Source organism: Flavobacterium tagetis, assembly GCF_016735615.1.
Classification (GTDB): Bacteria; Bacteroidota; Bacteroidia; order Flavobacteriales; family Flavobacteriaceae; genus Flavobacterium; species Flavobacterium tagetis.
On record NZ_JAERSF010000002.1, the window covers coordinates 1,125,804 to 1,152,229 of the forward strand.

Annotated in this window: 28 protein-coding genes; 8 read left to right on the forward strand and 20 right to left on the reverse strand. The window is 34.6% G+C overall.

Translation table 11 applies throughout. The annotated features are described in order from the left end of the window. Positions 1 to 35: 35 nt before the first annotated feature. The 5 genes from JI750_RS12280 to JI750_RS12300 form a co-directional block, all read right to left on the reverse strand. Positions 36 to 1,190, reverse strand: coding sequence for a DUF4291 domain-containing protein (locus tag JI750_RS12280; RefSeq protein WP_202002126.1), 1,155 nt, complete (start codon positions 1,188 to 1,190; stop codon positions 36 to 38). Between the two features lie 74 nt (positions 1,191 to 1,264). Then, positions 1,265 to 1,810 (reverse strand): hypothetical protein, encoded by a 546-nt coding sequence (locus tag JI750_RS12285; RefSeq protein ID WP_202002129.1) that lies wholly within the window; start codon positions 1,808 to 1,810, stop codon positions 1,265 to 1,267. Positions 1,811 to 1,857: 47 nt separating this feature from the next. Next, entirely contained in the window at positions 1,858 to 2,532 is a 675-nt protein-coding gene (locus tag JI750_RS12290) for a DUF4145 domain-containing protein (protein ID WP_202002133.1), read from the reverse strand. Positions 2,533 to 2,593: 61 nt separating this feature from the next. Beyond that, a complete protein-coding gene (locus tag JI750_RS12295) occupies positions 2,594 to 3,088 on the reverse strand; it encodes a hypothetical protein (RefSeq protein ID WP_202002136.1) in 495 nt (164 codons plus the stop codon). Between the two features lie 250 nt (positions 3,089 to 3,338). After that, complete coding sequence (locus JI750_RS12300) at positions 3,339 to 4,277, reverse strand: ring-cleaving dioxygenase (protein ID WP_202002138.1); 939 nt, start codon at positions 4,275 to 4,277, stop codon at positions 3,339 to 3,341. Between the two features lie 315 nt (positions 4,278 to 4,592). Between JI750_RS12300 and JI750_RS12305 the strand changes: the two genes are divergently transcribed. Continuing rightward, positions 4,593 to 6,167, forward strand: coding sequence for a sigma-54 interaction domain-containing protein (locus JI750_RS12305; RefSeq protein WP_202002142.1), 1,575 nt, complete (start codon positions 4,593 to 4,595; stop codon positions 6,165 to 6,167). Between the two features lie 242 nt (positions 6,168 to 6,409). Here JI750_RS12305 and JI750_RS12310 read toward each other — a convergent pair whose 3' ends face one another. The 13 genes from JI750_RS12310 to JI750_RS12370 all read right to left on the reverse strand — a co-directional run bounded on the left by JI750_RS12310 (position 6,410) and on the right by JI750_RS12370 (position 17,650). Continuing rightward, the gene (locus JI750_RS12310; protein WP_202002145.1) at positions 6,410 to 6,763 is read right to left on the reverse strand and encodes a cupin domain-containing protein; all 354 of its coding nucleotides are present in this window, start codon (positions 6,761 to 6,763) and stop codon (positions 6,410 to 6,412) included. After that, on the reverse strand, positions 6,763 to 7,383 hold the full coding sequence (locus JI750_RS12315) for an alpha/beta hydrolase (protein WP_202002148.1): 621 nt from the start codon (positions 7,381 to 7,383) through the stop codon (positions 6,763 to 6,765). Before JI750_RS12315 ends, JI750_RS12310 begins: the two co-directional genes overlap by 1 nt. A gap of 222 nt (positions 7,384 to 7,605) precedes the next feature. Continuing rightward, positions 7,606 to 7,896 (reverse strand): GNAT family N-acetyltransferase, encoded by a 291-nt coding sequence (locus JI750_RS12320; RefSeq protein WP_202002151.1) that lies wholly within the window; start codon positions 7,894 to 7,896, stop codon positions 7,606 to 7,608. 129 nt (positions 7,897 to 8,025) lie between these two features. Further along, positions 8,026 to 9,387, reverse strand: coding sequence for a sigma-54-dependent transcriptional regulator (locus JI750_RS12325; RefSeq protein ID WP_202002154.1), 1,362 nt, complete (start codon positions 9,385 to 9,387; stop codon positions 8,026 to 8,028). 159 nt (positions 9,388 to 9,546) lie between these two features. Next, entirely contained in the window at positions 9,547 to 10,215 is a 669-nt protein-coding gene (locus JI750_RS12330) for a YoaK family protein (protein WP_202002157.1), read from the reverse strand. Between the two features lie 9 nt (positions 10,216 to 10,224). After that, on the reverse strand, positions 10,225 to 10,698 hold the full coding sequence (locus tag JI750_RS12335; RefSeq protein WP_202002160.1) for a Dps family protein: 474 nt from the start codon (positions 10,696 to 10,698) through the stop codon (positions 10,225 to 10,227). Between the two features lie 272 nt (positions 10,699 to 10,970). Then, positions 10,971 to 11,405: a DoxX family protein gene (locus JI750_RS12340; protein WP_202002164.1), complete on the reverse strand. Its 435-nt coding sequence runs from the start codon at positions 11,403 to 11,405 to the stop codon at positions 10,971 to 10,973. Positions 11,406 to 11,416: 11 nt separating this feature from the next. After that, on the reverse strand, positions 11,417 to 13,303 hold the full coding sequence (locus tag JI750_RS12345; RefSeq protein WP_202002167.1) for an amidohydrolase: 1,887 nt from the start codon (positions 13,301 to 13,303) through the stop codon (positions 11,417 to 11,419). A gap of 7 nt (positions 13,304 to 13,310) precedes the next feature. Continuing rightward, entirely contained in the window at positions 13,311 to 14,045 is a 735-nt protein-coding gene (locus tag JI750_RS12350) for a M17 family peptidase N-terminal domain-containing protein (protein WP_202002170.1), read from the reverse strand. A gap of 266 nt (positions 14,046 to 14,311) precedes the next feature. Then, positions 14,312 to 15,664: an alginate export family protein gene (locus tag JI750_RS12355; RefSeq protein WP_236673032.1), complete on the reverse strand. Its 1,353-nt coding sequence runs from the start codon at positions 15,662 to 15,664 to the stop codon at positions 14,312 to 14,314. An 83-nt stretch (positions 15,665 to 15,747) separates the two neighbouring features. Then, positions 15,748 to 16,380, reverse strand: a complete 633-nt coding sequence (locus JI750_RS12360) for a hydrolase (RefSeq protein WP_202002176.1) — start codon at positions 16,378 to 16,380, stop codon at positions 15,748 to 15,750. An 81-nt stretch (positions 16,381 to 16,461) separates the two neighbouring features. After that, positions 16,462 to 16,779 carry a phosphoribosylpyrophosphate synthetase gene (locus tag JI750_RS12365; RefSeq protein ID WP_202002179.1) on the reverse strand — a complete coding sequence of 106 codons (318 nt, stop codon included), beginning with the start codon at positions 16,777 to 16,779 and terminating at the stop codon, positions 16,462 to 16,464. A 55-nt stretch (positions 16,780 to 16,834) separates the two neighbouring features. Then, positions 16,835 to 17,650, reverse strand: a complete 816-nt coding sequence (locus JI750_RS12370) for an alpha/beta fold hydrolase (protein WP_202002182.1) — start codon at positions 17,648 to 17,650, stop codon at positions 16,835 to 16,837. Positions 17,651 to 18,181: 531 nt separating this feature from the next. On the opposite strand from JI750_RS12370, the gene JI750_RS12375 reads away from it, so the two are divergent. The 6 genes from JI750_RS12375 to JI750_RS12400 all read left to right on the forward strand — a co-directional run bounded on the left by JI750_RS12375 (position 18,182) and on the right by JI750_RS12400 (position 24,176). Continuing rightward, the gene (locus JI750_RS12375; RefSeq protein WP_236673033.1) at positions 18,182 to 18,559 is read left to right on the forward strand and encodes a hypothetical protein; all 378 of its coding nucleotides are present in this window, start codon (positions 18,182 to 18,184) and stop codon (positions 18,557 to 18,559) included. Positions 18,560 to 18,853: 294 nt separating this feature from the next. Then, entirely contained in the window at positions 18,854 to 19,777 is a 924-nt protein-coding gene (locus JI750_RS12380) for a hypothetical protein (protein WP_202002185.1), read from the forward strand. Between the two features lie 4 nt (positions 19,778 to 19,781). Further along, positions 19,782 to 21,761 (forward strand): TonB-dependent receptor plug domain-containing protein, encoded by a 1,980-nt coding sequence (locus JI750_RS12385; protein WP_202002188.1) that lies wholly within the window; start codon positions 19,782 to 19,784, stop codon positions 21,759 to 21,761. Positions 21,762 to 21,811: 50 nt separating this feature from the next. Next, the gene (locus JI750_RS12390; protein ID WP_202002192.1) at positions 21,812 to 22,678 is read left to right on the forward strand and encodes an MbnP family protein; all 867 of its coding nucleotides are present in this window, start codon (positions 21,812 to 21,814) and stop codon (positions 22,676 to 22,678) included. A 58-nt stretch (positions 22,679 to 22,736) separates the two neighbouring features. After that, on the forward strand, positions 22,737 to 23,753 hold the full coding sequence (locus JI750_RS12395) for a cytochrome-c peroxidase (RefSeq protein WP_202002197.1): 1,017 nt from the start codon (positions 22,737 to 22,739) through the stop codon (positions 23,751 to 23,753). A gap of 174 nt (positions 23,754 to 23,927) precedes the next feature. Then, complete coding sequence (locus JI750_RS12400) at positions 23,928 to 24,176, forward strand: hypothetical protein (RefSeq protein ID WP_111369468.1); 249 nt, start codon at positions 23,928 to 23,930, stop codon at positions 24,174 to 24,176. A 43-nt stretch (positions 24,177 to 24,219) separates the two neighbouring features. On the opposite strand, the gene JI750_RS12405 is transcribed toward JI750_RS12400, so the two are convergent. Together JI750_RS12405 and JI750_RS12410 are read right to left on the reverse strand one after the other, a co-directional pair. After that, entirely contained in the window at positions 24,220 to 24,423 is a 204-nt protein-coding gene (locus JI750_RS12405) for a hypothetical protein (protein WP_202002200.1), read from the reverse strand. 184 nt (positions 24,424 to 24,607) lie between these two features. Then, a complete protein-coding gene (locus JI750_RS12410; protein WP_202002203.1) occupies positions 24,608 to 26,026 on the reverse strand; it encodes an FAD-dependent oxidoreductase in 1,419 nt (472 codons plus the stop codon). A gap of 185 nt (positions 26,027 to 26,211) precedes the next feature. Here JI750_RS12410 and JI750_RS12415 point away from each other — a divergent pair, with 185 nt between their 5' ends. Next, the gene (locus JI750_RS12415; protein ID WP_202002205.1) at positions 26,212 to 26,415 is read left to right on the forward strand and encodes a hypothetical protein; all 204 of its coding nucleotides are present in this window, start codon (positions 26,212 to 26,214) and stop codon (positions 26,413 to 26,415) included. Positions 26,416 to 26,426: the final 11 nt, after the last annotated feature.

Below are 26,426 nucleotides of genomic sequence, written 5' to 3' on the forward strand. Positions count from 1 at the left end.
TTTGTTTTTATATGCTTAAAGTTACATTTTTTTGATCAAAAGTACCAAAACGCTCTACTATGAATTTGATTATACATATATTCTTCATCAAAAGATTCAATAAAATAATCGGCTGTTTGGGGTGCAAAGCCTTCAACATTTTCTACCAAAAAATCCTTATTCGCAGCTATGTACTCTTTTGTTGGTTGAAGACCCAATGGATAAAAAATCATTTCACCATCAAATCCACACCAAGTGTCAAAATCAACCATTTTAGCTTCTAAAATTAAATGAAGATCAATTGCCTCTTTATTTTTACTAGCAAAGTAGCTAAACGTTAAAAGGTCTTCACACATACAGTCAAATTCTCCTAGTTCATCATCTCTTCTGTAAGCAATAGCAGTTTCTAATAGATATCTTGACAGTTCGGTATTTTTGTAATTTTTGACATAACCAACAAATTCATCTCTTTCAGGTTGGTCACTGTAACTTAACAACTTCTCAAAATTTGCTTGGGAGATTGTTTTTTTATCATTGAATTCCGAAATTATTCCTTCTACAAATGGTGAGTGAAATACTTCTGGAATTGAAAATTTATTTTTTAAAGCGCTGTTGACTTCAATTATGGACTCATTCATTACGTAAAACCATTCGTCTCCGCTATCAATTTTCGCTTTTTGTTCTTTTACAAAAGCGGTAATATCTTGGATTGATTTTATGAACTCGTTATTGAATTTTTGTAACGCCTCATTTTTAATTCCGATTTGAACGGCTCTACGTTTTAGCTTTTCTCCTTTAAAATTGTGGTCTGGATCCCACTGAATTCTAACATTGCTATTGTTTAAATTTTCCCGCCATGTTGATTCATCTCCGTATGATTTGTCGTAACTTGTCAAAACACCATTAGTTAGAAGTTCTTCGAAACCTTCAAAAGTCATCTCAATAGCCAAAATACGACTTTGATTGCTATCTTTTTCTGCCCAATCACTTCTGTACATCATCCACAAAAAGTTGGGCTTTATCCAAGTCATTCTCTCGAAGCTGTAATCTGTTCCTCCGAATTTCTGATTTTTTATGGCATAATCTGCAATGCTATCATTGAATGCCTGATATACAATAATATTGGAGCCATTTTTTTGTCCGAGTATAAAATTTCCTTCTTGCGGAAGTCCTTTCTCATAGCTATGATGTTGAATTGTGTTTAGGTTCATTTTTATTGGGGTTAATGCAAATGTATAGCAAGTTTATTTTTGTCATATTGGGCTAGGAATCCGCGTTATCGGGTTTAATAATCCTCACTGTTTTTTATGTTTTTTTTGTCTGCCATTTCATCAGATAAATCACCATCTTCATAATTGATAATTATTTGCATATCTTCTGTGATTCTCAATGCGATAAAATCATCTTTACCTCCATTTTGATCTGTAAATTTCCAATAACTTTCAAAACTTATCTTTCCAACTCGAATTCCTGTTTCTGTATATCCATCATCTTCATAATAAGGCTCTTCAAAAATTTCAAAGTCATCTTCCGTTTTGTAATATTTTGAATTAATCTCAGACTTTATTTCCTTATACAAATTAATCGTAAACGCGTCTAATTTAGGAGTAATGACTACAGATGATTTGGTGAATTTGTTATTTACAAATAATAGGAGTACATATGAAGTTTGTCTGCCTCCAAATTTTAAACCATCAAAGAAAAGAGCATCTTCGGAGCTATTTACTTCATCAAGAATTGCACCCTCTCGCGATAGTAGTTTTTCTCTCGAAATTTCTTTGCTGGAACCAAATTCAATTCCTAAAAAACTAGTTAGTTTTAGTTCATTCATTTTTTATTTTTTATAATTAATAGAAATATAAGTTTTCCAATTACTTTTTATTTAGATTCAGAAATTTGCTTACTCCTCAATTCTGCGGCTTTGGCTAGTTTTGCTTTTCTTACAAATAATTGATATACAACGTCTTTTATTAATTCTAATAATATCTCTGCTCGTGCTTTTGATAAAGTTGGTAAATGAGGATGAGCCCCGTCATGTCCATCTATAATAATTTGTTTCAAAACATCAAATGTTTCATCATCTATATCAGCCATTTCTTTCAAGTCTTCCAATTGTTTTTGAACTTTATCTTTTCCCTTTGTTCCAAGTTGAGTTGCTGATGACTGTATAGTTCTTCGACACATTGCTGCAAATGCGTTATAAGCCTTTAATGAATAACATAATAAAGCTTCCTTTAAATCATTTTTTACAGCTCCCTCGAGGTATTCATATTCGAAATCCTCCATTGAGCTTTCAATAATTTCATATGAATCAGAAATTGATATTCTTTGAATACTTAGTTCCCATTTTATTATTTCAAACTTTAAAAAAATTGGTTCATCACAACCATTGCATTTGTATGCTATACCTACTTTTTTGGGTCTAAATCTAACTAATACGTTGTAATTAGGAACTGAAATAGCAGAAATACTTACAGCATTATTACAATGAGGACACTTTAGGGCAAAATGTTTATCAAAAATGTCCTGACTAGATGAATTCGATAAAATCATATTTCATTGTTTAGTAGTTAAAATTGCTTTTATGTGTTTATTATTAACTGGGTAGCTGTTATCATTTTTTAATATTGATGTCATGATCTTTTATTTCATCAATAATAATTTTAATCCCGTTTTTGAATGTCTCTCTTTTAAATAGTACTTCTTCATGTAAAGGTTTTGGGGTAGCGGATATCATTATTAAAGCGAAAAATTCCTCTGTATCAAGATATTGTAAAAGTCTTTTTTCGTTAGCTAACTCAGCGGAAATAGTTATAGATTTTGAAGGTTTAATCTCTAGGACATAGGTTTTTGGAGGAAATTCAAATTCAATTAAGCCAGAAGTAATTTGTCTATTAGTTCCTGGAGTTTCCGGTGCATGTATATAGAATTCTCCCAAATTATTTAATGTAATCGGTTCTTCCAGGTTATTAATAAAGGTAACATTAAAAGCGCCTAAAGGTTTAGGTCTTTCTGGAGTTGCATAATGTTCTTTTATTAGATTAAATGCTGGATAAGCAACAAGAAAAAGTAATCCAACTATAATTATCTTCCAATTTTTTGCGACCATAAATTTCAAGCCATTTGATTTGTTTTAACAAACTTGGTGCTTCAGGCTCTAAATCGTATTTTTCTTTTTTCTCAGCCATTTTTTATAATTTATTTTGGTAATTTTATAATAACTCAAATATAAAATATTTCCCTATAAAAAATCAAAATCCATTCACTTCCCGAAACAAAAAAAGCCATCCCAAATCAGGACAGCTTTTCAAAAAAAATAGTTGTGTGTTTCGGGATTAACCCCAGTTTTAGCATTTAAATTAGTTTATTTTAACCAAATGCTTTTCAATAGCTTCTCTTTGAGGCTCGTACTGAGCAGGAAGTTTTAAGTTTTGACCTAATTCTTCTAAGCTTTCATCTACAGTAAATCCAGGATTATCAGTTGCGATTTCAAACAAAACTCCTCCTGGTTCTCTGAAATATAGAGAGTGGAAATATTGTCTGTCGATTTGCGGTGTAATCTGCAATCCGTATTCTTCGATTTTTTCTCTGAATTTCATTAAGATTTCATCGTTCTGTACACGGAAAGCTACGTGGTGAACAGTTCCGTTAGCATTTAAGCCACGTTTTTCTTCAGGTAGTTCTACCAAGTCAACAATCGCAGCATTTTCTACAGCATCTGTTGCATAACGGTAGCGGTTAACATCCTGATCGATCAGTTTGTAACCAAATATGTCTGTTAAGATTGCAGCAGTTGCTTTGATACTGTTTAAAGTCAAAGTAATGTTATGAAAGCCTTTTGTCGCAACATCTGCTTTTACTTCGTCAGTTTCCCAAGCTTTTCTGTTATCATCTGTTTTAGATTCTATTAACTCTAATTTTAATCCGTCTGGATCTAAGAAAGTCAAATATTTTTCACCAAATTTTTCAGCTGGTTTATTGTAAATTACATTATACTGCTCGAAACGTTTTTGCCAGAAATCAAGGCTTCCCTTTGGAACAGAATATCCAATTTCAGTTGCCATTCCAGAACCTTTTCTTCCTTGCTGAATTCCTGCTCCCCAAGGAAAGAAAGTTAAGATAGTTCCTGCGCTTCCTACTTCGTCTCCAAAGTAAAAGTGGTAAGTTCCTGGATCGTCAAAGTTCACCGTTTTTTTAATGAATCTTAACCCTAAAACTTTTGAGTAAAAGTCAAAATTACGTTTAGCGTCACCTGCAATTGCAGTAATATGGTGTAAGCCTAAAATTTTATTTTCCATGGTATTTTTTATATTAAATTGTTATTGATTTTTCTTTTACAAATTTACGGCGGTTATGCTTCTGCATCGATTAACCTAGATTAAGAAATAAAAACGCGCTGTTTTTTGAAAGCTTCAAAAGCAAACCAAATAACATTCCGATTTTAAAAAGCATTGAAAATAAGGCTTTTGGATAAATGCCGAATTTTTGAACCTACGATATATCGCAATTTTATGATTTGAAAATGGCATATTTAGAAAATCAATACTTGTTTACTAAATGCTATTCCTTATTTTTACGCTATCACCGCCAAAATACCACAATAAATACCGTTTATGGAAAAGCCTATAGATAAAGCTGCGATCACAATAAACCGATTGCAGGAAAGAGAAAAGGAACAAATGCTTATTATGTCTATTTGTACAGCACTTTCTCGGGCTTTGAACAAAAAGGAATTTGAATCCATTGTCAGCGGAATATTAAAAAATAACTTTCAATTTGACGATTTTATTTTGGCTTCTTCTGATGAAAGTAAAAAGGAGTATTTTATTTTTCATTCAACAGATAAAAATATAGATGTAAAAAGTTATGCTATAAATGATGGCTTTTTTGATGAGTGCATTAATTCTGCTGATGTAGTTTCTTTCGATTTATCAAATTTAAATTATCCAGATTACCTTCAGAACATTTATAAAAAAGGTTCTAAAAACGCTTTTGGAATTGGTCTTCCTTATATAGAAGGAAATCGAAATGTGCTTTTTCTTTTCTTTAAAAACGTCAAAACTTTCAGCAGAGAATCTAATCGCGTTTTGAGAGGAATTTCGATGCAGTTTTCTATTACGCTAAGAAACATAATGCTTACTCAGCAAAATGAAAATACTCTTGCCGAGTTGGAAATACTAAAGAAGAAGATTTCAGGGAAAAAGCAAGAAAAAAATACTCCAAAAAATGAAAATTTTCATGGAATTATCGGAACCAGCAATGCGATGAAAGATGTTTACGAATTGATTTCGCAAGTGGCATCATCTAATTCGACTGTTTTAATTTTGGGCGAAACAGGAACAGGAAAAGAACTTGCAGCAAATGCAATTCACAATTTATCTGAGGTTTCAGATCAGAAAATGATAAAGGTTAATTGCGCTTCGATTCCCGAAAATTTGATTGAAAGTGAGCTATTCGGACATGAGAAAGGTGCTTTTACAGGAGCAACCGAACAGAGAATAGGTAAGTTTGAACAAGCTGAAAACAGCACCATTTTTCTAGATGAAATAGGAGAGTTGCCATTAGAATTGCAAGGAAAACTGCTTCGTGTTTTGCAAGAAAAAGAAATTGAAAGAGTGGGCGGAAGCAAAAGCATAAAAGTGAATGCTAGAGTTATTGCCGCAACCAATAAAATTCTTGAAAAAGAAGTTTATGGGGAGCGCTTTAGAAGTGATTTATATTACAGATTAAATGTTTACCCCATTAAACTTCCTGCTTTACGCGACCGTAAAGAAGATATTCCTATTTTGGGACATTTTTTCTTAGAAAAACACGCTGCAAAAATGAACAGAACCGTAAAACGTTTTTCTAAAAAAGTACTCAACAGCATGATGGTTAATGCATGGCCGGGCAATGTGCGTGAACTAGAAAATATGGTTGAAAGGAGCATTTTGTTTGCCAAAGATGAAAAGATCAAAGAAATGATTTTTCCCGAAATTGTAATTGCTAGTTCAGATGCTTTAGTAAATGAATTTTATACAAAAACACTTCAAGAAGTAGAGAAGGAGCACATTCTAAAAGTCATAAAAAAATGTAATGGACGAATTTCGGGCCCGCAAGGCGCGGCAGTTTTACTCGGTTTGCCGTCTACAACATTGAGCTCTAGAATGAAGAAGCTAGGAATTAAAAAAGAACATTTTTTGGATTGATTTTTTTGAAAGTGTAAAAGTGTTTTAACACATAGAAACATAGATTTAGTTTGTGTAATAAGGCGTTTCACTTGCATAAATACACATAGTGCTATGTGTTAGAAACTAGTTTCTTTCTTTATTCTTTTCCAAATCAAAGAAATCTATGTTTCTATGTGTTTAAAAAAATAGTATCAACTTTGTCAAAGTTTAAAACTTTGACAAAGTTCGACAGAACTTGAAACTTGAAACCTGAAACTATTTTAAACCAGCTTTATAAAAATAGATTTTCTCAGTTTAGGTTCTATATTTTTGGTTTTGTGACCTTTTCCTGTGGTATCTTCTACCAATAAAATAGACCCCGTATTAAATGTCCTTTTTTCTCCTAACGAAGTTTCAATTTCTACGCCTCCTTCTAGCAAAACAATATACTGGCGATCTGGAGCATTATGAAAATCGTAATCGTAAGAAGGGCTAACTTCTCTAAAAACAATTGACTTAACAGGTTCATCATCCGATAAGAATCCGATATCGCCATTGTTTTTCAACGGAACTTCAAAGTCTTCAAAATGACTTTCTCCATTCGCATCGCTATAAACACGAGTAATCGTAATCATTATTTTTTGTTGAAAATTAATGCATTGGCACAATTTATCTCATCTTGACTGATGGTATGTCCCATATTTGGGTAGATTTTTTTAGTAACATCTGCACCCATTTTTTCCATAAGAGCTTCAGTCTCATTGACTCTTTCTACAGGAACGTGAAAATCTGGATCACTTGTTCCAATAAAAACAGGTGTATTTTCGAAATTCCCTGAATAATGATTTTCATAAACTTGATCGCCAATTAATCCGCCTGTAAACGCTACGACGCCGCCATATTTTGCTGCGTTTCTTGTTGTAAATTCTAGTGCAAGACAAGCCCCTTGAGAAAATCCTAAGAAATAAATGTTTTCTTTTTCGATTCCATTTTGCTGTATAGCCACCACAACTTGATGTATCGCTTCTAATGATTTTGAAAATGAAGGTTCGTTTTCGTTTAAAGGAGCTAAAAATGAATAAGGATACCAAGTTCTGTTTTCTGCCTGAGGGGCAACCAATGCAAAATCTTCAACCTTAAGATGTTTAGCAATGGAAAGAATATCATGAGCGCTAGCACCGCGTCCGTGAATCATAATGAGAGCTTTTTTAGCTTCATTTAAAGGAATTCCGTCTGTTAAAATATCTGTATTCATGATTGTTTTGTTTTTAAATTATTTGACTGGCGAATGATTGTTTCGCACAGATTCACACAATCTTGTCATTTCGACCGAGGAGAAATCTTCACAAGTAACTCCGTAAAGAAAATCCAATCTTTGTCGAGCTTCTCGCGAAGGTTTGCTTCGCCTATTCGCTATTGCTCGAGTCTCCTTACGTCGAAATGACAAACTTTGGCGATATACTTTGTTTAGAATTAATTATTTCTTCCAAATATCTTCATATTCGTCTGGATGTCTTTTGAATTGTGCGTGAACGTAAGGACAAAGCGGTAAAACTTTCAAATTATTGGCACGAACATACGATACCATTTCGTCTAAAAGTTTCTTTGCATAACCTTTTCCTTCTGCTTCTGGTTCAACTCCTGTGTGGTAAACGGTTAATAAATCTGGCTTAATGCTTACTGTCATTTCTCCCAGTTTTTTGTCGTCTACATAAAGGTTGAAGGCTCCATGTTTTTTTTCGTCTAATTCTAATTTTATTGTTTCCATATATTGTTTTTTTTACTATGTGAGATTTAACCGCAAAGGCCCAAAGTCAGCGCAAAGTTCGCAAAGATTTAATTTTAGCTTTGCGGACTTTGCGTAATTTCTTGCGCTCTTTGCGGTTAACCTACACATTTAATTATATTCTTGTTTTATACCTAATTTTTTCATTTTTGAATACAAAGTCTGTGGCTGCAGTTTTAAAAGTTCGGCGGCACCGCCAATGCCAGAAACTTTGCCATTGCAGATTTGAAGCGCATTCATAATATGCTCTTTTTCCATTTCTTCCATCGACTTTATTTTGTTTGTACCGATTTCTAAAGAGGCGGCAGGAGCAATTGATGGTAAGTCAAATTTTTCGATTTCGCTTGTTTTGGCGAGAAGTACATTTCTTTCAATCAAATGTTCTAATTCACGTACGTTTCCTGGCCAATTGTAACTTTTTAACTGTTCTAAAGCTTTTACGCTTATACTGATAACATTTCTTTTAGAGCTAGTGGCATATTTTTTTAGAAAATAATGAGCCAATATTTCAATATCTTCTTTGCGTTCTTTTAAAGATGGCATTTGTATCGGAAATACATTTAATCTGTAATATAAATCCAATCTAAAACGGCCTTCGGCAACTTCTTTTTCAAGGGTTTTATTGGTCGCAGCTACAATACGAACATTGATTTTAATAGTTTTATTGCCTCCAAGACGCTGAATTTCTTTCTCCTGCAGAACACGCAATAATTTTACTTGAGAGTCAAGCGGTAATTCGCCAATTTCATCAAGAAAAATAGTGCCATTATTGGCTTGTTCAAATTTACCGATTCTTAAGGCATTAGCTCCTGTAAAAGAGCCTTTTTCGTGTCCAAAAAGTTCAGATTCTATTAGAGATTGCGGTAAGGCGGCACAATTTACAACCACAATTGGATTTGGTTTATTTGCCGAAAGTTCATGTATAGCATGTGCGGCTCTTTCTTTTCCTGTACCGCTTTCACCCAAAATCAATACCGAAGTTTCAGCTGGAGCTACAATTTTTATTTTTTCAATAGTTTCTTTTAGAAGAGGGCTTTGACCAATGATTCCTTCTATTTCTTGAATTTCTGGATTTACTTGATTTATTGCCAAATCTTCTTTTTCTTGATTAAATCGATATCTAGCAATATCAAGCATCACAACAAGATCTTTTTCCCTAAAAGGCTTTACGGTAAAACCGTACGGATGGGTAGCTTTTACAGCCTCAAGGGTACTTTGATTGGTGTTTGCCGAAATATATAGAAAAGGCAGATTCATTTCTCGCAGTTCCCAAGCCAGATCAATTCCCGTTAAATTGCCTTTTAAGATGATATCCAACAAAATCCAATCAGGTTTTTTTTCTTCGATTAATTTTCGAGCCTGAGCTACAGAAGCAGCAATGCCAACAACTTGATAACCTGCTTTCTGCAGCATGATTTTTAAATCATTTGCAACTATAAATTCATCTTCAACAATTAGTAGTTTCTCCTTCATTACATTGTTTGTATAATTTCAAGAATAGCCAAGAATTTGGAGCTTTTTAGAAATTTATTTGAACGGATTTTAGAATTCTTTTTTAAGAAAAAAGCGCTAAAATCATTTTTTAAAGATACTATATTATCAGAAATCTGCAATCTGAAAATGGTCTTTTGCTTAGTTATCTCGGTGATATAAGTAGCAAATAATCATTGCCAATCCTGGAAGAATTAAAGTCCCTAATCCGAAAAACTTTCCTGCAATTGCTCCTAGAAAACACCCGACAAGGAATCCGATTAAGGTAACAAGCTGTTTTTTAAAACTTAAAAATACTTCAGCATCTTTAAGTCCGTTTTTTAATAAATTCCCTAAATCAAGAGAAGCTTGAGTTACATTTCCTGTCATCATAGTAGTTGGGCCATGCGTTTCTTTAGCATAAAGCTTTCCAAAAGCATTCTGAAGTCCCATTGCAAAGACTGTTGTCATGGCAACCGTATACATGGTCCATTCTTCGAAGTTCTGCAAATAGCCAAATACATACGATGCAATGCCACTTAAAACCAAAATTATGCCTTCCCAAAATAAAATAGTATAGCGATTGGTTGCTTTTAATGCAATTCTGCCGCCCGTAATTACAGCAATAATAAAAATAGGAAAAGTAAGCAGTTTTACCCACGCATGAAGGTCTGAACCTTTGACAATTTGATAAGCAAAAACGATAAAGTTACCTGTTACGTGAGCCGAAAATATCGAATCGGCTGCGACAAAAGTCACGGTATCGCAATACCCTGCTATCATGGTGAGAAGCAGGGTTACGTACCAAATATTTTTTTGTTGAATTTCCATAATTTGTTTTTAGTTTAAATGTGCGCGAAGCATCCACGCCATTTTTTCATGGTTTTCTACAAGGCCTGTAATAAAATCGCTAGTTCCTGCATCTTGCAATTCATTAGCAATAAAATTAATGTTTTCTCTCAGATAAATAATGATGCTTTCGTGATCTAAAAGCAATTCTTTGATAAAACCATTGCTGTCATTTTTCTCTTTAAGTTCTTCTGTAAGATGAGTTAGTGCTAAGAAATCTTTTAAAGTAGCTGGTGTATAATGTCCTAAAGATCTGATTCTTTCTGCAACTGTATCTACAATCTCATCAATTGCATCGTATTGTTGTTCAAAGAAAAGGTGTTTGTTATAGAAATCCGGACCTTCAACGTTCCAGTGTGCTCTTTTTGTTTTGGTATAAAGTACGAATTCGTCTGCAAGAACTTTAGTTAATACATCAACAATTTTTGAGATGTTTTCTTGTTTAATTCCGATGTTTGTTTTCATTTTTAAATTTGGTTTGATGAATAATATTAATTGTGAATTATTTTAACACATAGAGACATAGATTTTTCTTTTGCTTTGAAAAGAATTAAGAAAGAAACTAGTTTCTAACACATAGATTGTTGTGTTTAAAAGGCAGATGAAAAATTAAAAATTGAAAAATCTGCCTAATCTGCGAGAGAATAAAACTTACTATGTGTATTAATGTAAGTGAAACGTCTTTATGCTTACCAAAAAGCTATGTTTCTATGTGTTAAAAATTATTTGTGTTTAAATTAATTGTTTAGCAATTCTAGTAAATAATAATCAAGTGAATAAGTTCCTGCGCCTAGGGCAAGAAGCAGTAATAGGGATAAAGTGTACATGTATGGAACGTCGCGCACTTCAAGCGAATCGTTTTTGTGAACCACAAAATAGCCAATTGCCGTTACACCAATTGTAGGCAAAACAGCGAGTCTTGTTCCAAGTCCCAGAATAATGAAAAACGGAATTACAGTATCTGAAAATGTAGCAACCAAGCCGTTTAATTTTTCAGGTAAATGCAACGGATTAGGAACGTGTTCTTTTTCTCCATTTTCGACTCTAAATTTTTTCATTCCGTGCACTCTAAAAAGTTCAATTGCTAAGAGCACTCTAAATATTAAAAGAGCTGCATTATTGAATGAAGTTCCTAAATCGGAATGCAATATTTGTTTTATAAATTCGATCATTTTTTTAAAATTTAGAAAGCAAAACAAGAACAGCCTAAAGCGCCCCAGAATGCATTATAATTGTTTACAGGAACATTGCTCATTCTTGCGGCATCGTGATTGTGTAAATGAACATCGCAACTTCCGGTACAGCTGTGAATCTGCGAAGTCAATTTTGGTTTTGCATCTGCTTTTGCGTTTTTTTCAATCGCACTCTGGAAACTGCTTCTTGCAGGATATCCGTTGTAAATATTGGTTGGCGACCAATCTGGCAAAATCGGAATGTGAGGCGGCGAGAACGAAGAAAAATCTCCATTAGCATACACAATTTTTCCATCCACAATCGTTAGATCGGCTTCGATTTTTTTGATGTCTTCGTCGTCAATGGTAAAATAATCACGATCTAAAACCACTAAATCGGCAAACATTCCCACTTTAATATCTCCTTTTTTAGTTTGTTCCTGCGAAAACCAAGCGCTTCCTCTGGTGTATAATTCTAAAGCAGTTTGTCTGTTCAATCTCGTTTCATTGTATAATTGCAATCCTCCAATAGTTTTTCCGACGGTCATCCAATACATTGAAACCCACGGATTGTAACTGCTCACACGTGTAGCGTCTGAACCTGCACCAACAGGAACTTCCATTTCAATCATCTTTTTGATTGGCGGTGTGTTTTCAGCAGCTTTTGCTCCGTAACGATCGGTGAAATATTCCCCTTGATACGCCATTCTGCTTTGAACTGCGATTCCTCCGCCTAAAGCTTTTACACGTTCGATGTTTCTTTCGTCAATCGTTTCAGCGTGATCAAAAATCCAAGGAAGTCCGTTGAAAGGAACATCTTGATTGATCTTTTCAAAAACATTCAAAAACCTTGTAATGCTTTCGTTGTAAGTCGCGTGAAGTCTAAAAGGCCAGCGATTTTCTACTAAAAGGCGAACTACTTTTTCCAATTCAGCTTCCATGTTTTCAGGAAGATCTGGTCTTGGCTGAAGGAAATCCTCAAAATCGGCAGCAGAAAAAACCAACATTTCACCAGCTCCGTTATGACGGTACATATCGTTTCCTTGATATAATTTTACGGTGTCAATCCAATCGGAGAAATCCTCAAATTCGTGTTTTGGTTTTTGAGTGAAAAGATTGTAGGCAATTCTTACGGTCAATTGTTTCTTTTCGTTCAATTCGTTAACCACTTTATAATCATCTGGAAAGTTCTGAAATCCGCCTCCAGCATCAATAACACTTGTGATTCCGAAACGGTTTAATTCTTTCATAAAATGACGCGTCGAATTGATTTGATGCTCGTAAGAAAGCGTCGGACCTTTAGCCAAAGTCGAATACAAAATCATTGCATTTGGAGTCGCAATAATAAGTCCTGTAGGTTCTCCGTTGGAGTCACGTTCGATATGTCCTCCCGGAGGCGCAGGCGTATTTTTGTTGTAACCAACGGCTCTCAATGCTGCTCGGTTCATAATGGCTCTGTCGTACAAATGCAGAATAAAAACAGGAGTATCGGGTGCAATAGCATTGATTTCTTCTAAGGTAGGCATTCTGCGTTCTGCAAACTGAAATTCTGACCAACCGCCCACAACACGAACCCATTGCGGATTTGGAGTGCGATCTACTTGTTCTTTCAGCATTCGAAGCGCATCTGCCAAAGAAGGAACGCCATCCCAACGTAGTTCAAGATTATAATTTAATCCGCCTCGAATAAGGTGAATATGCGAATCGTTAATTCCAGGAACGACTCTTTTATTCTGAAGATCAATTATTTTGGTTTCTTCAGATGCAAAATCCATTATATCGCTGTCATTTCCTACTGCAATAAATTTTCCGTCTTTAATGGCAACAGCTGTAACGTTTGGAGTTTCAGCGTTGAAACTATGAATTTTCCCGTTGAATAAAATTAAATCTGCTTTCATAGTTCGATTATTTAGCGTTCAATTTGGTAATTGCTTCTTTTATTCCTTCTCCGGCAACGGTATAAAAAGCAGGGCCAGCAAGCAAGATAACTTTGGTTAGAGGCTTATAATCTGTTAGCTTTTTTTCTTTTAAATAAGATTGAGTTCTATATGCTTCAAACGAACCTAAAACCACATTTTCGGCTACTAAGGCAGTTGGAGAATCGATTCCTGCATCTTTAATATCACTTGCAAAAGAATAGTTTGAAACCCCTAAACGTAAAGCTTCGCGCATGGCAGTGCTTCCAACACTAATCATTAAATCGGGTGTAAACTTATTGCGATCTCCCAATCCGATTAACAGTAATTGTTTGGATGCTAAAGTTCCTTTTGGAGGCGTAATCAATAAAGTTTCAAGAGAATGGCCAGTAAATCTTCCACTTTTACGTAATTCTGTAATAATGCCTTTTAACGCGTCGTCTAAGTGCACCATTCCGTTTAAGTTGGCAGGAAGGGCAGGAGGGTTAAAAATATCACCTTCTGTATATTCAAAAACGCAGGCAACTTGCAAGTCAGCTTCTGCTGCAGATGGTCCTTGAACCAATCCGTTTACTGCAATTCCGTCTACTTTCCCCCAAGTTACCGTAGAACCAATTGAAGCTGTTTGTGCAAAAGCATTGTTGCTAAGAGAGCCTGCAAATGCTATAATTAGCAGCATTAGATGGGAAAATCTAAAACTGTATTTTGAAGTGTTTGTTTTCATTGTTAAGGGTTTAGTGTTGTTAAAATTTTTTAAACACATAGAAACATAGATTTTTTTACTTTGAAAAAGAGTATAGAAAGAAACTAGTTTCTAACACATAGCTCCTTTAATGCTTTGTGAGAACTTTGTCAAAGTTTTAAACTTTGACAAAGTTTGTAATGCAAATAGTGCTAGTACACCTTTTATGTGTAGTATTGCAAGTGAAACGCCTTTTCACGCCTCAAAAACTATGTTTCTATGTGTTAAAAATTAATTTATGTATTTGATTAAAATTTGAATCCAAGACGAGCGTTAAAGAAAACCCCGTCTTTTGAGTTCGGAATCATGTCATCGATAAAAGCACCTGTTTTGAAGTACTGAATACCGCTGACAACCGAAATATATTTGTTTACGCTATAGGTAAAATTGGCGAGATAGGCAGTTCCGATATATCTTTCGTCAGAATCGCTTCCGCGAAGATTTAAAATTCCGCTTGGCCTATAAACTCCGTCTTGTGTTGAAAATCTCCAGTTTAAAACCACATCGACCTGCATCTTTAGCTGTGGCAATAAATCCATCGTAGCATACGGATGAATATCGATAAGGTTTACTGGTCCAACTTGCGGACTAAAACCAAAATATCCTCCTTTTGGATACAGCGGATTAAATGTTTGAAGATTTCCGTTGCCTTGATTTTTATCTCCTGAGATATAATCGTTTCTAAGATTTATGGTAGGTTTAAATTTTACGTTTTCAAACATATACCCAATATCAACAGAGCCAGTCCAGGCATTGATATTTCCAGAACCAAAAGTTCCAAATTGGTACGCTGCTTCGAGGTTGTAAATAAAACCGCCACCGTATTTCCATAATCTCGAACCGATTGTATGCCTTCTTTCAGGAGCAATTCCTTCTTCAAAAACAGATTCATCTCTTCTGAATCCGAGATAATACAGATCAAGATTTCCTGCTTTTGGAAAAATTATTTTAGAATAGGCTCCCCAAAGATTAAGCTGTTTAGACATTTTATTATCGAAAACACCTGTGTGAACTGTATCAGCCATCATGGCAAAGGCATCTATCGATACTCTTGACGAAGTGTACATCAATTTTCCTCCTGTAAAATAAAGTCTCGCATTTGGACCTTCTCTAACAGAAATTAACCTTCCAGAACCATAGTCCAACTCTTGTCTTCCGGCACGAATGGTTATTTTTTTGTCTTTTTGCTGCCAAAAATTCACATCTACAAAAAGATTCTGAACATTCAGCTGATCTTCGTCAATACCGCGAGCGCCATTTTCACGGCCATCTTCTAGGGCGCTTCTTAATTGGGCAAATATTCTAATGCGTTTTCCCAAATGCACATCGGCATGAAGATCGTAACGCTGCAGTAAGAAATTGTTGTGTCCAATATTGAATCGTCCCCAGTCTTCATTGTTGAAATCAACATATTCATATCTGGCTTCGCCACCAATTGACATGTAAACCTCCTTATCTTGATTTAAGGGAATGAACTTTAATCGTTCGTAAAAGTTTCTATTTGAGTCTTTTAAGAATTCATAATTTTCATCGTAACGGAGCAGCTTAAAACTTTGAGCCGATGCCGTGTTTCCTATCAAAAGAAAAGAAACGATAGACATGAAAAGGATTTTTGATAATATGGATTTTGATGATTCCAACATAATGAAGCGTAAGAGATTTATAATAAAATGAATTAGTCCGATTAGTGTTTCAACATGTTATGTGCGTAGTGAATACCAATTCCGTAAGAACCGCCATATTTTTTCATTAAAGAAGTAACAGGACCGTAAGTTGCTTCGCGTGCCCAGTCTCTTTGAAGTTCTAATAAATATTGAATAGAAGTTACCGGAATTGCTCCAGCTTGAATCATTCTTTGTACAGCACGTTCGTGAGCTTCAGCAGTAACATCACCACACGCGTCTGTAATAATGTACACTTCGTAACCTTCTTCGATTGCAGACAATGCAGGCCCTACGATGCAAACGCCTGTCCAAAGTCCAGCAAGCACAATTTTCTTTTTGTTTTTTGCTACGATAGCTTTATAAGCATTTTCGTCTTCCCAAGTATTCATGCTAGTTCTGTCAATGTACCCAGAAGTAGCAATTGGATAAAATTCTTCTAATTCTGGAAAAACAGGTCCAGAAAAGCTTTCTTCTGCAACTGTAGTTACCACTGTTGCTACGTTAAAAATTTTCGATGCTCCAGCAACAATTGCCACATTCGTGCGTAATTCGCTTACTGGAATATTGTGCGTTGCGAAGGCCATTTGTCCTTCAAAATCGATTAATACTAATGCGTGATTATCTGGTGATAATAAGTTAACTGATGGTTTCATACTATTTATTTTTAAGATTTTTAATTGGTTAGGCTAATGAAATACAATAATCATTAGCGATATTTCGTGTTTTTTTTAAGATTAGTGCGTAGACAATTTCTTAATCATTTCAGAAGAAATTGAATCGGCATAAATTCCAAAAGCGCTGGTTAAAACACCTTTGATATTGTAGATTTCAGATTTAATCCCGTAGATAATATCTTCATCTCCTGGATCGGTATCTCCTTCAAAACGGAATAAATATTCGATTTTGAATTCTTCTGGCGACATGCTCTGCGTATTGTTATTGTAGCGAATACAGTTAGAATCCAGATTAAAGTTTTCTGTAAAACCTTGTGTACTTAACCATTGCAACGCTTCTGTAACCGTATCAAAAGAGGGCTGTTGGAAAAAACTCATAATTTGAGAAGATTAAACTACCTGCAAAGGAACCTTTACAGGCAGTGGTTATGGATTATTTGATGAAATCTAGAATATCGTTGTTGATCGTTTCTGCCTTTGTTGTAGGCATACCATGAGGAAATCCAGGATAAGAAATTAATTTTCCGTTTTTCAACAATTTTGCAGCTCTTGGCGCTTGACCATAAGGAACGATTTGGTCATCTTCTCCGTGCAATACTAAAACTGGAATATCTAAACTTTTTAAATCCTCTGTAAAATCAGATTCAGAGAATGCTTTAATTCCTTCGTAGTGAGACAATACAGAACCCATCATTCCTTGACGCCACCAATTTGCTTTGATGCCTTCTTGAACAGTTTGCCCTTCGCGGTTCCATCCGTAGAAAGGAATAGGGAAGTCGTAGAAATATTGTGCTCTGTTGAATCCTGTTCCTTTTCTGATTTCGTCAAAAACTGACAATGGAACTCCTTCTGGATTAGATTCGTTTTGAATCATTATTGGCGTAACTGCGCTTATGATTACCGCTTTTGCAACACGACCTTTTCCGTATTTTGCAGCGTAACGAATAACTTCACCACCACCTGTTGAGTGTCCAACATGAATAGCGTCTTTTAAGTCTAAAGCTTCAGCCAATTCAGCGATATCAGATGCATAAGTTTCCATGTTATTTCCTTCAGAGGCTTGACTAGAGCGACCATGTCCGCGTCTGTCGTGTGCAATAACTCTGTAGCCTTTTTGAAGGAAAAACATCATTTGTACATCCCAGTCGTCACTTGATAAAGGCCATCCGTGGTGAAAAACAATTGGTTGTCCTGTTCCCCAGTCTTTGTAATAAATTTGTGTTCCGTCTTTTACTGTAAATGTGCTCATGATTTTTTGATTTTAGGATTAATTTTATTTTGAAATATTTGAATACTTAACAATTATGTTTAATTTTTTAACAAATGGTTTAATAGATGTTCAATGTTGTGATGTTTCTTATGCAAACTTATTACGGAAAAGCATCTGCATCGATTAACCTAGATTAAGAAGTGAAAAATGATGTTAAAAAATTTAGTTTATTGGAATCTTTCCTAGAGAAATTTGCTTTTACTTTTCTACAAAAAGCTGGATCTTGACCTGAAAATGGCTGTAGTTTTGGTCTCATAATGTGTAGCATTTTTAAGTGATTTACTAGAATGCCTAACTATTGCCAATTAACGTGCCTTATTCGCAGTGCCTTTATTTTAAGGGGTTTGTTTAAAAATGGACGTTTTTTTATTTACGATATTTCGTTATTTTATGAATAAACCGTTTTTGTACATAAAACGGATCTGCCTTTTATTAAATAAAAAATCGGAATTAGTTAAAATAAATACAAAATAGTATGTACTTTTGCCACCAAACTATTTGAACAAGCACTTGAAAAGGTTAATCATCATAGCACTTTCTATTTTACTTATGTCGCCATCTTTTGGCAGCTTGTTTATTTATGCTTCTTTTAAAATCAATCAGAAAGAAATTGCTAAAACGATTTGCGTTCAGCGTAAACAGGCTTTTAACAGTTGTAACGGTCGATGCGAACTTCAAAAAAGCATTAAGAAATATTCTGATAATGAACGAAAAATGCAAGACAGTCTAAAAGACAAGTTAGAGCTTGTGTATGTTCAAAATACTGCTGAAATCACTTTTGGCGCAATTCCAGTGATGGAATCAAAAAATAACACTTCAATTTTGTTTGAGAAGAAACCAATCGGTGCTTCTAATCTTACTTTTCACCCTCCTCTCTATACAGTTTAGAGATCAACATTTAGTTTTAAATTCCAATATTTTTAAATTCCAAATTCCAATTCTGAAATTGAATGGTTTGGTTCACTTGCTGGGATTAAAAATTCTAAGTTTAGGCTAGGATTATATAATTTATTATTCTAAAAACTGATTTTGATCTTCTTTGTAATTGAAAAGGAAAACTCTTCCATTTTTATTTACGTCGCCATTTTTTTTGGCTCACTCACAGCATTTTGGCCCTTTTTCTGGTATTCAAAAATTTATGGCAGGGTGCTATATTTTAAACGTTTTTTATAACATCATCAAATGAAATCTTTTAATTTTTGGATAATCGCAATATTGTTTGCGGTTACTTCCTGTACAATTGATAAAACAGATTACGAAGCTGAAATAGGTTCTGAAGTTCCTGAAAGTCTAGAATTTAAAGAAGCAACATCTCTTACAAGCGGTAACTATAAGATTAGTATAGAAGCTTTAAACGGAACTTTTTATAAAGGATATAATGAGCTTCATTTTAAAATTATCAATACTCAAAACAACCAAGAATTAACGACAGCTGCGGTAACTTTTTTACCCATAATAAGTAATGCTGACGGAAGCAAAAGTTCTTGCCCGCATGAGTATAATGTGTTATATGATTCTACCAATAAATACTACAACGGTTATGCTGTTTTTACGGGAGAAAGCACTACAACAGCAAGCTGGAAATTGTACATCAGTTTTACCGCTGATAACCAAAAATATGAGATCAATAAAGATGTTACGGTTGAAAAACAAAGCAATAAAAACCTCAATATGACTGCTTTTGCAGGAAATGACGGCGAGCAATATGTAATTGCCTTGATTTCGCCTCAAAAACCGACAGTTTCAGAAAACGCTTTGGTTGCTGGTGTTTACAAATACAACAAACCAACAACACCTGCAGGAACTTTTCCAGATCCGTCACAGTTTTCTTATTCTAAAGTTGTGGGATACACTTTAAAGTTAGATCCTAGAATGCCAGAACCTTCTATGGGAAATCATTCTTCGCCAAATAATAAGGATTTGACACAAGAAAATGATGGTTTGTATCACGGTGTTGTTAATTATACGATGACAGGAAACTGGACCTTAAACTTAATTATGATGAACCAAAACGGTTTAATCGTAAAAGGAACTATAGTTCCAACCGATCATACGCCAGGAGTAGAAGGCGTGAAAAGTGAACTTTATATTGATACTTTATTTTAAAAACATGAAATATATTATAATGCTGCTTTTCTTGGGTTTTTCAGTTACAGCTCAAAATCAGCATGCACATCACGATAGCATAAAAAACTTAGAAGAAGTAACGGTAAAAAACGCGACGAAAAAGAAAATAGAAACCGAGATGAAAATGGCAGTTTCTGTTGATGAATTTTTGTCTTCATCAGATAATATTAGCTTTATAAAACGTGGAGCTTATGCTTGGGAGCCTTTATTAAACAATATGAGTACAGAACGCTCTACGGTTACGATTGACGGAATGCATGTTTTTGGTGCTTGTACCGATAAAATGGATCCGATTACGTCTTATGTAGAAAGTAATAATCTAGCGGCAATCGATATTAAATCGGGACAGGAAGGAAGTCTTCACGGATCGACTATTGCGGGAAGCATCGATTTAAAAAGAAAAAGCACGCCATTTGGTCTTCAAAAGAAATGGAATGGAGTGTATCAAACAGGTTTTGAGTTTAACAATAAGCAGTTTTTCAATTTAGGAAATATCTCGTATTCAGGAACTAAATTTGTGGCAGACGGAAGTATTTCGTACCGAACTGCCGATAATTATTCTGACGGAAATAACAATGAAGTAAAACATTCGCAATACAATAAATTCAACACTTCATTGGGGTTAGCGTATAAAACAAGCGATTTATCTTCTTTACGATTAGATGCTATTTTTGATGTGGCAAAAGATGTAGGTTATCCTGCTTTGCCAATGGATTTGTGGCTTTCGCGCGCGCTGATTACTTCGGCTTCGTATAAGCAATTGTTTGAAGAAGGTTTGGTAAGAGTGGTAGATACAAAAGTATATTTTAATGCAATCGAGCATTATATGGATGATACTACACGTCCTGAAAACTTGGTTCATATGGATATGCCAGGCTGGAGTACAACGTACGGATTAGTCTCTAAAGCCAATTTGAAAAAGAATAATTATTCGTCTGAAATTCAGTTGAATGCTTATGATAATTTGTCCATCGCAGAAATGCGCATGTATCCGCAAGATCGAAGCGAAAGAACGATGTTTGCTTACAGTTGGCCTTGGGTTACGACTCGTTATGCTGGACTTTCTATGAATAATTCTTGGGAACTTTCGGAGAAAAGCACGGTGAATTTGGGTGGTTCTTTGGGAGTAAATTACAATTATTCTAAATACATAGAGTTCAATTGGATTTTTCATCCTGGAGCACCTCAAGAGAAAACGAGATTTTTACCAAGTTTAAATGCTAGTTATCAGTTAAATATTGACCAATTTAATTTTTCTGTTGGAACAGGTTACGGTCATAGAGCGCCTTCTGTTTCTGAAGGTTACGGATATTACATTTACAATAGTTTTGATCGTTACGATTATATCGGAGATCCAAACTTGAAAAATGAAATTTCGTATGAAGGAAATGCAAGCGCAGGTTTTAAAAACGAAAGATTAAGCATTCAGGGAAAAATAAACTATTTCTACATTGACAATTATATCATTGGTAAAATCTTGAGTTTAGGAAGTCCGATGAATTATCAGTCTGTTGGTGTAAAAGGATATACTTCTCTAGATTATGCTACACTTTTAAACATGTCTGCCAATGTGAGCTATGATATTTTGGAGCACTTGCACTGGAAAGGGACGCTTATGTATGCACGCGGAATGGACAATAAAGGTGGAAATCTACCATTTATACGTCCGTTAAGCTATCTGACTTCGCTTCATTATATGTATAAAAATTTTGGAATTCAGACTTCTGTCAATGGCGATTTTGAACAGATTAATTACAGTCCGGAATATGGTGAAGATTTGACTGCAGCTTATGCAATCTGGAATATTTCTGCCGATTATTCTTTTACAATCAATAAAGTAAGAAGCACAATCCAGATTGGCGCAGAGAATTTATTAAACGAATATTACAGCACATATGCTGATTGGGGAAATATCCCAAGAATGGGACGCAATATTTTCACGTCTTTAAAATTGAATTTCTAATCAGCAAAACATAAAAATTAAATTTAAACACAATAAATTAAAATCACAAAATGGAAACTTTAAAAAAATACCTTTTATTGTCAGCGGTTGCTTTAGTATTTGCATCATGTTCAAGTGATGATGATAATCCCGCAGCAAACAACCTAACATTGGAATTCAATAATACCTTCAAAGACAAGACAATCGTTTTAGGAGATGCAACTTCGGCTTCTGCAACTACAAATACTTCTGCAGCAGGACAAATTCATCATTTTTCTGAGGTAAAATATGTAATCAGCAATATTCGCTTAATAAAAGATGACGGAAGCGAAGTGCCTTATAACGTAAATGATTTAGATAAAGGCGCAACGGTAATTGATCAAGCAAAAGCAGCATCATTGAGCTATGTTTTGAGTAATGTGCCATCTGCTACTTACAAGCAGATCAAATTTGGTTTGGGTATCAAAACAGAACAAAACACTCTGGATCAGACAAGATTTCCTAAATTCTATGCAGCAGCAGGAGCAAATGATACAGCAATGATGTGGGAGTGGGGAACAGGATACCGTTTTACAAAAGTAGAAGGTTTTTATGATACAGATAATAAACCAATGTCAATTCATACAGGGAGCACTGTTGCCGGAGAAGAGGGCGCATATAAACAAGGTGTAAATGCCTATAGGGATGTTACACTAAACTTTACTGTAAATGCAGTTGTGGGAAAAAATGCTCCAAAAATTAAAATCAAAGCAGATTTCGACAAATTATTGAGCGGAAAAATCAATACAATTACATTATCAACAGGAACAGGAATGAGTGATAATGCAACTCCAAATGTGCATACTGCTGCGCAAATGGTAAAATTTGTGGATAATCTAGGAGGAAACGGAACAAATGATATTTCAGGAATGTTTTCTGTAACTAGTGTAGAAAACTAAGTCATCTTTCAGAACCGTCTGAAATTAAAAAGACGGTTCTTTCTTAAAATTCATTAAAATGCAAAAAATATTTGGCTTTATCATAATCGTAATCTTTTTCACTTCTTGCAGCAGTGATTCAGATGAAACTTATTTTGATAATCCTGAGCTTTCATTACGAATTCCGATTGATTTTCCTGAAGTAAATAGTTATGTGAGTTTGAACAAGCCTACAAAATATGGTACTGAATTAGGCGAAAAACTTTTCTCTGATAAGAGATTTAGTGCAGACAATACTATTTCGTGTTCAAGCTGTCATATTCAAGGAAATGCTTTTGCAGATCATAATGCGCGAGCAATTGGTGTTGAAGGAAGAGTTGGACTTAGAAATACACCACCGCTTCAGAATTTGATGTTTTTAAAGTTTTTTAATTGGGATGGAAGCAGACTCCAGTTGGAAACACAGCCATTAGTGCCAATTATTACCCACGAAGAAATGGACTCTTCAATTCTGGAAGTGATCGGAAAAATTAAAGAAGATGCTTCTTATAAAGAATTATTTAAAAAAGCATTTGGAGATCAAGAAATTACTGCTGACAGGATTTATAAAAGTATTGCTCAGTTTGAATATACTTTAATTTCTGCTAACAGCAAATATGATAAAGTAAAACGAAAAGAAGGTCAGTCGTTTACAGAAAGCGAAGCAGCAGGTTATGTAACGTTTCAGCAGAAATGTGCCAGCTGTCATAGCACAGAATTGTTTACAGACCAGAGTTTTAGAAATATTGGATTTCCGTTAAATACAGATTCTAATGAAGCAGGAAGAGGCAGAGTTACCGGAATTCCGACTGATTTTATGAGTTTTAGAGTTCCAAGTTTGCGTAATGTTGAATATACAGCGCCTTATGGAAGTTTTGGTCAGTTCGCGACTTTAAGATCTGTTTTGGATTATTTTGACAATGGTGTTTTGGAAGCAGAAAATCTGGATCCAATTTTTAAAAATAATGGTAATAGAATTCCGCTTACAGAACAGGAAAAAGAAAATCTTATTGCGTTCATGAAAACTTTGAGTGAAAAAGATTTTACTGGGAACTAATCTCGAAATGCTTGATTTTACTGGCATTTGGCATTTCTTTTATAAAAAAGAAGAAATGTTTATAATATGTTGATAAATAATACGTTGCGGATAGTGTTAAAATCTGATTTCGATAGATTAAATGTTTTAAATTTAGTAACTGAATGATAGTTAATTATTTAAAAGTATTTGAATATGGAAAGAGCTATAAAATTACAGGTTCGCAAAGAACTTGACGGGAAGCAGCAAGTAAACGTAATTAAGCTGAAAGGCAGTTTAATCACCAAAGGCTACACAGAAATTATCCATATTAGCGATAAGGACGATGAATTTTACATTAATTCGTTTGCAACAAAAACAGAAGCAAGTAACGAAGTAAAAGAATTTATTCTGGATTTTATAAACAAAGAAAATTTAAGCAATACAATTAGTGTTCTAGCATAATTTGATAGAACTGTACAATTCTAGTGCTTAATATTTGGCAGATTTAAACTGCACTTGTAAAACTTGTATTTTGATCCAGATAAAGTGGCTTGTCTTGTATAGCATCTTCTGGTTTCTCGTCCCAATCTCCCCAATCTCCTACATAAGTTTTACGAAATATTAATTCGTTATTATCACCATTACAAACCAAAGTTCGGTCTGTACAGGTTTCATTGTTAGGACTGAAATTTATTTGTAAATTTTTCATGACGTGATTTTTTATAATTGTTTGTAAATGAGATTATAAAATTAGAAATATCATATGTGATTTAGTTATAAAATAATATTAAATTATTGTTTAATTTACATGTATGTGATTGAAAAATAATGTTATACAAAAAATGCTAAACATATTGTTTAGCATTTTTTGTATAGTCTTTGATCTTTTGTCTTTAATCTCTCTTTCTCTTAAGACATCTCCCTCTAGGTTCATCGCCTTCTTGAAGTATAATTTCAGAATGCAAGAACTGAGCAGCATCTGCAGAACCTTTTACTTTTGCGGAACTTCGTTCAAGCATTTCAGCTTCAAATTCGTTTAATACACATTCTCTCAATCCTCTTTCTTTCCATTTCGATTTAGCGTTACAGCCTTTCGAAATTTTTCTGGCCAATTTTAAAGCGTCCAATAAAGCCTGATTCGCACCTTGCCCTTTAAACGGACTCATCGGATGTGCTGCATCGCCAATTAAGCTAATATTCTGATTCTTTTCTAATAATGCTGAACTCAATAATTCGCGGTCATAAACAGGATATCCAGAAATTAAATTTTCCTGCGTTGCTTCCAAAATCTGTGGAATAGGAGCGTGCCATTGCGTTCTTCGGCAAGCTTCCTCTTTCAAGGCTTGTGGTCCTTTTGCACTTAATTCTTTTGCCTCTTCTTCAGACATTGGAAAACTTAATTGCCACATTACAGAATCTGCTGTATAAGGCATTACGTAAATACGTTCATTTCCGTTGGCAGTCTGAAAAATCGTTTCTCCATCTAATAAGTCACTTGTAAGTCCATTGAGGGAACTTAAAGGACAAATTCCCAAGATTACAATACAATCCAAATAACGAAGCGGTGTAATTTGGTCTCCAATTGTTAGTTTTCTAACAGCGCTTCTAATACCATCTGCGCCTATAACAAGATCGGATTTTACTGTTTTTATATTTTCGTTTGTCTGAAAGTCTAGTTCAACACCATCTTCAGATTCTCTTAGATTTACTAATTGATGTCCCCATTGTACAGTATTATTTCCTCCAAGCTGTTCCAAAAGCGCCAATCGAAGCGATTGTCTTGCGATATGTATGTTGGTGCGTTTTGTAGGTGATTTAGTGGCGGTTTCCAGCCATTTTCTGGTTCCCCATTCGCCTAATATTTTTCCCTCAGTATTGTGTACGATATGTTTTGTCGAAATTACGCCGTCTAGAGAAGTAATTCCTAAACCTTTCATGGCTTTACTGGCTTGTTGTAAAGTAAGTCCGTAGCCCTGAGATCTGGCATTGAAATCGCTGTCTCTTTCATAAATGGTAAATGGAATTCCGCGGTGTAAACAGGCTACGGCTAACGCGACACCGCCTATACCAGCACCAATAATGGCAACATGCGGTTTTGTGAGATCAGGTTCAAGATACTTTTCAGATTGAATTAATCCTGATCCTGAACAATTTGCGCACAAATGCAAATGTGCCTTTGGACGTATTGGAGCATTATTACTTTGCTTACTCTCGTATGCAGCCAATTCCGTTTTATAAAGACGTTGTGCTTTTTTACTGAGTCCGCGATTTATTTTGCCCTGTCCTTGGCATTCATGGCATATAGTCCACATATTCTGTTGTATAATTTTTTTGACATTGCAAAAATAAAAAAATGATGCCAAAATAAATCGTTAATATTTATAGTGAATGATTTCCAGTGTTTTATAGGATTATTTTATAATTTTTAAAAATGATTATATAACCCAGACCATTGCATTTGGCTTAATTTTAATAATTATTTAAAAATGAAGGAACTATGGAAAAGAATAATCAAACCCAGAAAAACCCGAACCCTAAAGAGCAGGGCGGAGGAGATCATCGAAACGATACAAGAAAACATCAATATAAAGAACATGATGAAGTGTTGACAAATGATGAAAATTATGATGCTGACACCAAAAAGTTCAAAGGGGAAGAACCCGAACTCGATGATAAATTGAATAATGAAGAAAAAAAATAATGAAGAAACGC

Bases quoted from the DNA above. Each gene is read 5' to 3' on its own strand.
- JI750_RS12370 (WP_202002182.1), bottom strand. From the start codon at position 17,650: ATGAGCACATTTACAGTAAAAGACGGAACACAAATTTATTACAAAGAC.
- JI750_RS12345 (WP_202002167.1), bottom strand. From the start codon at position 13,303: ATGAAAGCAGATTTAATTTTATTCAACGGGAAAATTCATAGTTTCAAC.
- JI750_RS12330 (WP_202002157.1), bottom strand. From the start codon at position 10,215: ATGGAAATTCAACAAAAAAATATTTGGTACGTAACCCTGCTTCTCACC.
- JI750_RS12295 (WP_202002136.1), bottom strand. From the start codon at position 3,088: ATGGTCGCAAAAAATTGGAAGATAATTATAGTTGGATTACTTTTTCTT.
- JI750_RS12385 (WP_202002188.1), top strand. From the start codon at position 19,782: ATGAAATATATTATAATGCTGCTTTTCTTGGGTTTTTCAGTTACAGCT.
- JI750_RS12380 (WP_202002185.1), top strand. From the start codon at position 18,854: ATGAAATCTTTTAATTTTTGGATAATCGCAATATTGTTTGCGGTTACT.
- JI750_RS12285 (WP_202002129.1), bottom strand. From the start codon at position 1,810: ATGAATGAACTAAAACTAACTAGTTTTTTAGGAATTGAATTTGGTTCC.
- JI750_RS12335 (WP_202002160.1), bottom strand. From the start codon at position 10,698: ATGAAAACAAACATCGGAATTAAACAAGAAAACATCTCAAAAATTGTT.
- JI750_RS12400 (WP_111369468.1), top strand. From the start codon at position 23,928: ATGGAAAGAGCTATAAAATTACAGGTTCGCAAAGAACTTGACGGGAAG.
- JI750_RS12410 (WP_202002203.1), bottom strand. From the start codon at position 26,026: ATGTGGACTATATGCCATGAATGCCAAGGACAGGGCAAAATAAATCGC.
- JI750_RS12300 (WP_202002138.1), bottom strand. From the start codon at position 4,277: ATGGAAAATAAAATTTTAGGCTTACACCATATTACTGCAATTGCAGGT.
- JI750_RS12280 (WP_202002126.1), bottom strand. From the start codon at position 1,190: ATGAACCTAAACACAATTCAACATCATAGCTATGAGAAAGGACTTCCG.
- JI750_RS12365 (WP_202002179.1), bottom strand. From the start codon at position 16,779: ATGAGTTTTTTCCAACAGCCCTCTTTTGATACGGTTACAGAAGCGTTG.
- JI750_RS12325 (WP_202002154.1), bottom strand. From the start codon at position 9,387: ATGAAGGAGAAACTACTAATTGTTGAAGATGAATTTATAGTTGCAAAT.
- JI750_RS12290 (WP_202002133.1), bottom strand. From the start codon at position 2,532: ATGATTTTATCGAATTCATCTAGTCAGGACATTTTTGATAAACATTTT.
- JI750_RS12305 (WP_202002142.1), top strand. From the start codon at position 4,593: ATGGAAAAGCCTATAGATAAAGCTGCGATCACAATAAACCGATTGCAG.
- JI750_RS12310 (WP_202002145.1), bottom strand. From the start codon at position 6,763: ATGATTACGATTACTCGTGTTTATAGCGATGCGAATGGAGAAAGTCAT.
- JI750_RS12355 (WP_236673032.1), bottom strand. From the start codon at position 15,664: ATGTCTATCGTTTCTTTTCTTTTGATAGGAAACACGGCATCGGCTCAA.
- JI750_RS12340 (WP_202002164.1), bottom strand. From the start codon at position 11,405: ATGATCGAATTTATAAAACAAATATTGCATTCCGATTTAGGAACTTCA.
- JI750_RS12405 (WP_202002200.1), bottom strand. From the start codon at position 24,423: ATGAAAAATTTACAAATAAATTTCAGTCCTAACAATGAAACCTGTACA.
- JI750_RS12360 (WP_202002176.1), bottom strand. From the start codon at position 16,380: ATGAAACCATCAGTTAACTTATTATCACCAGATAATCACGCATTAGTA.
- JI750_RS12320 (WP_202002151.1), bottom strand. From the start codon at position 7,896: ATGGAAACAATAAAATTAGAATTAGACGAAAAAAAACATGGAGCCTTC.
- JI750_RS12315 (WP_202002148.1), bottom strand. From the start codon at position 7,383: ATGAATACAGATATTTTAACAGACGGAATTCCTTTAAATGAAGCTAAA.
- JI750_RS12350 (WP_202002170.1), bottom strand. From the start codon at position 14,045: ATGAAAACAAACACTTCAAAATACAGTTTTAGATTTTCCCATCTAATG.
- JI750_RS12390 (WP_202002192.1), top strand. From the start codon at position 21,812: ATGGAAACTTTAAAAAAATACCTTTTATTGTCAGCGGTTGCTTTAGTA.
- JI750_RS12415 (WP_202002205.1), top strand. From the start codon at position 26,212: ATGGAAAAGAATAATCAAACCCAGAAAAACCCGAACCCTAAAGAGCAG.
- JI750_RS12395 (WP_202002197.1), top strand. From the start codon at position 22,737: ATGCAAAAAATATTTGGCTTTATCATAATCGTAATCTTTTTCACTTCT.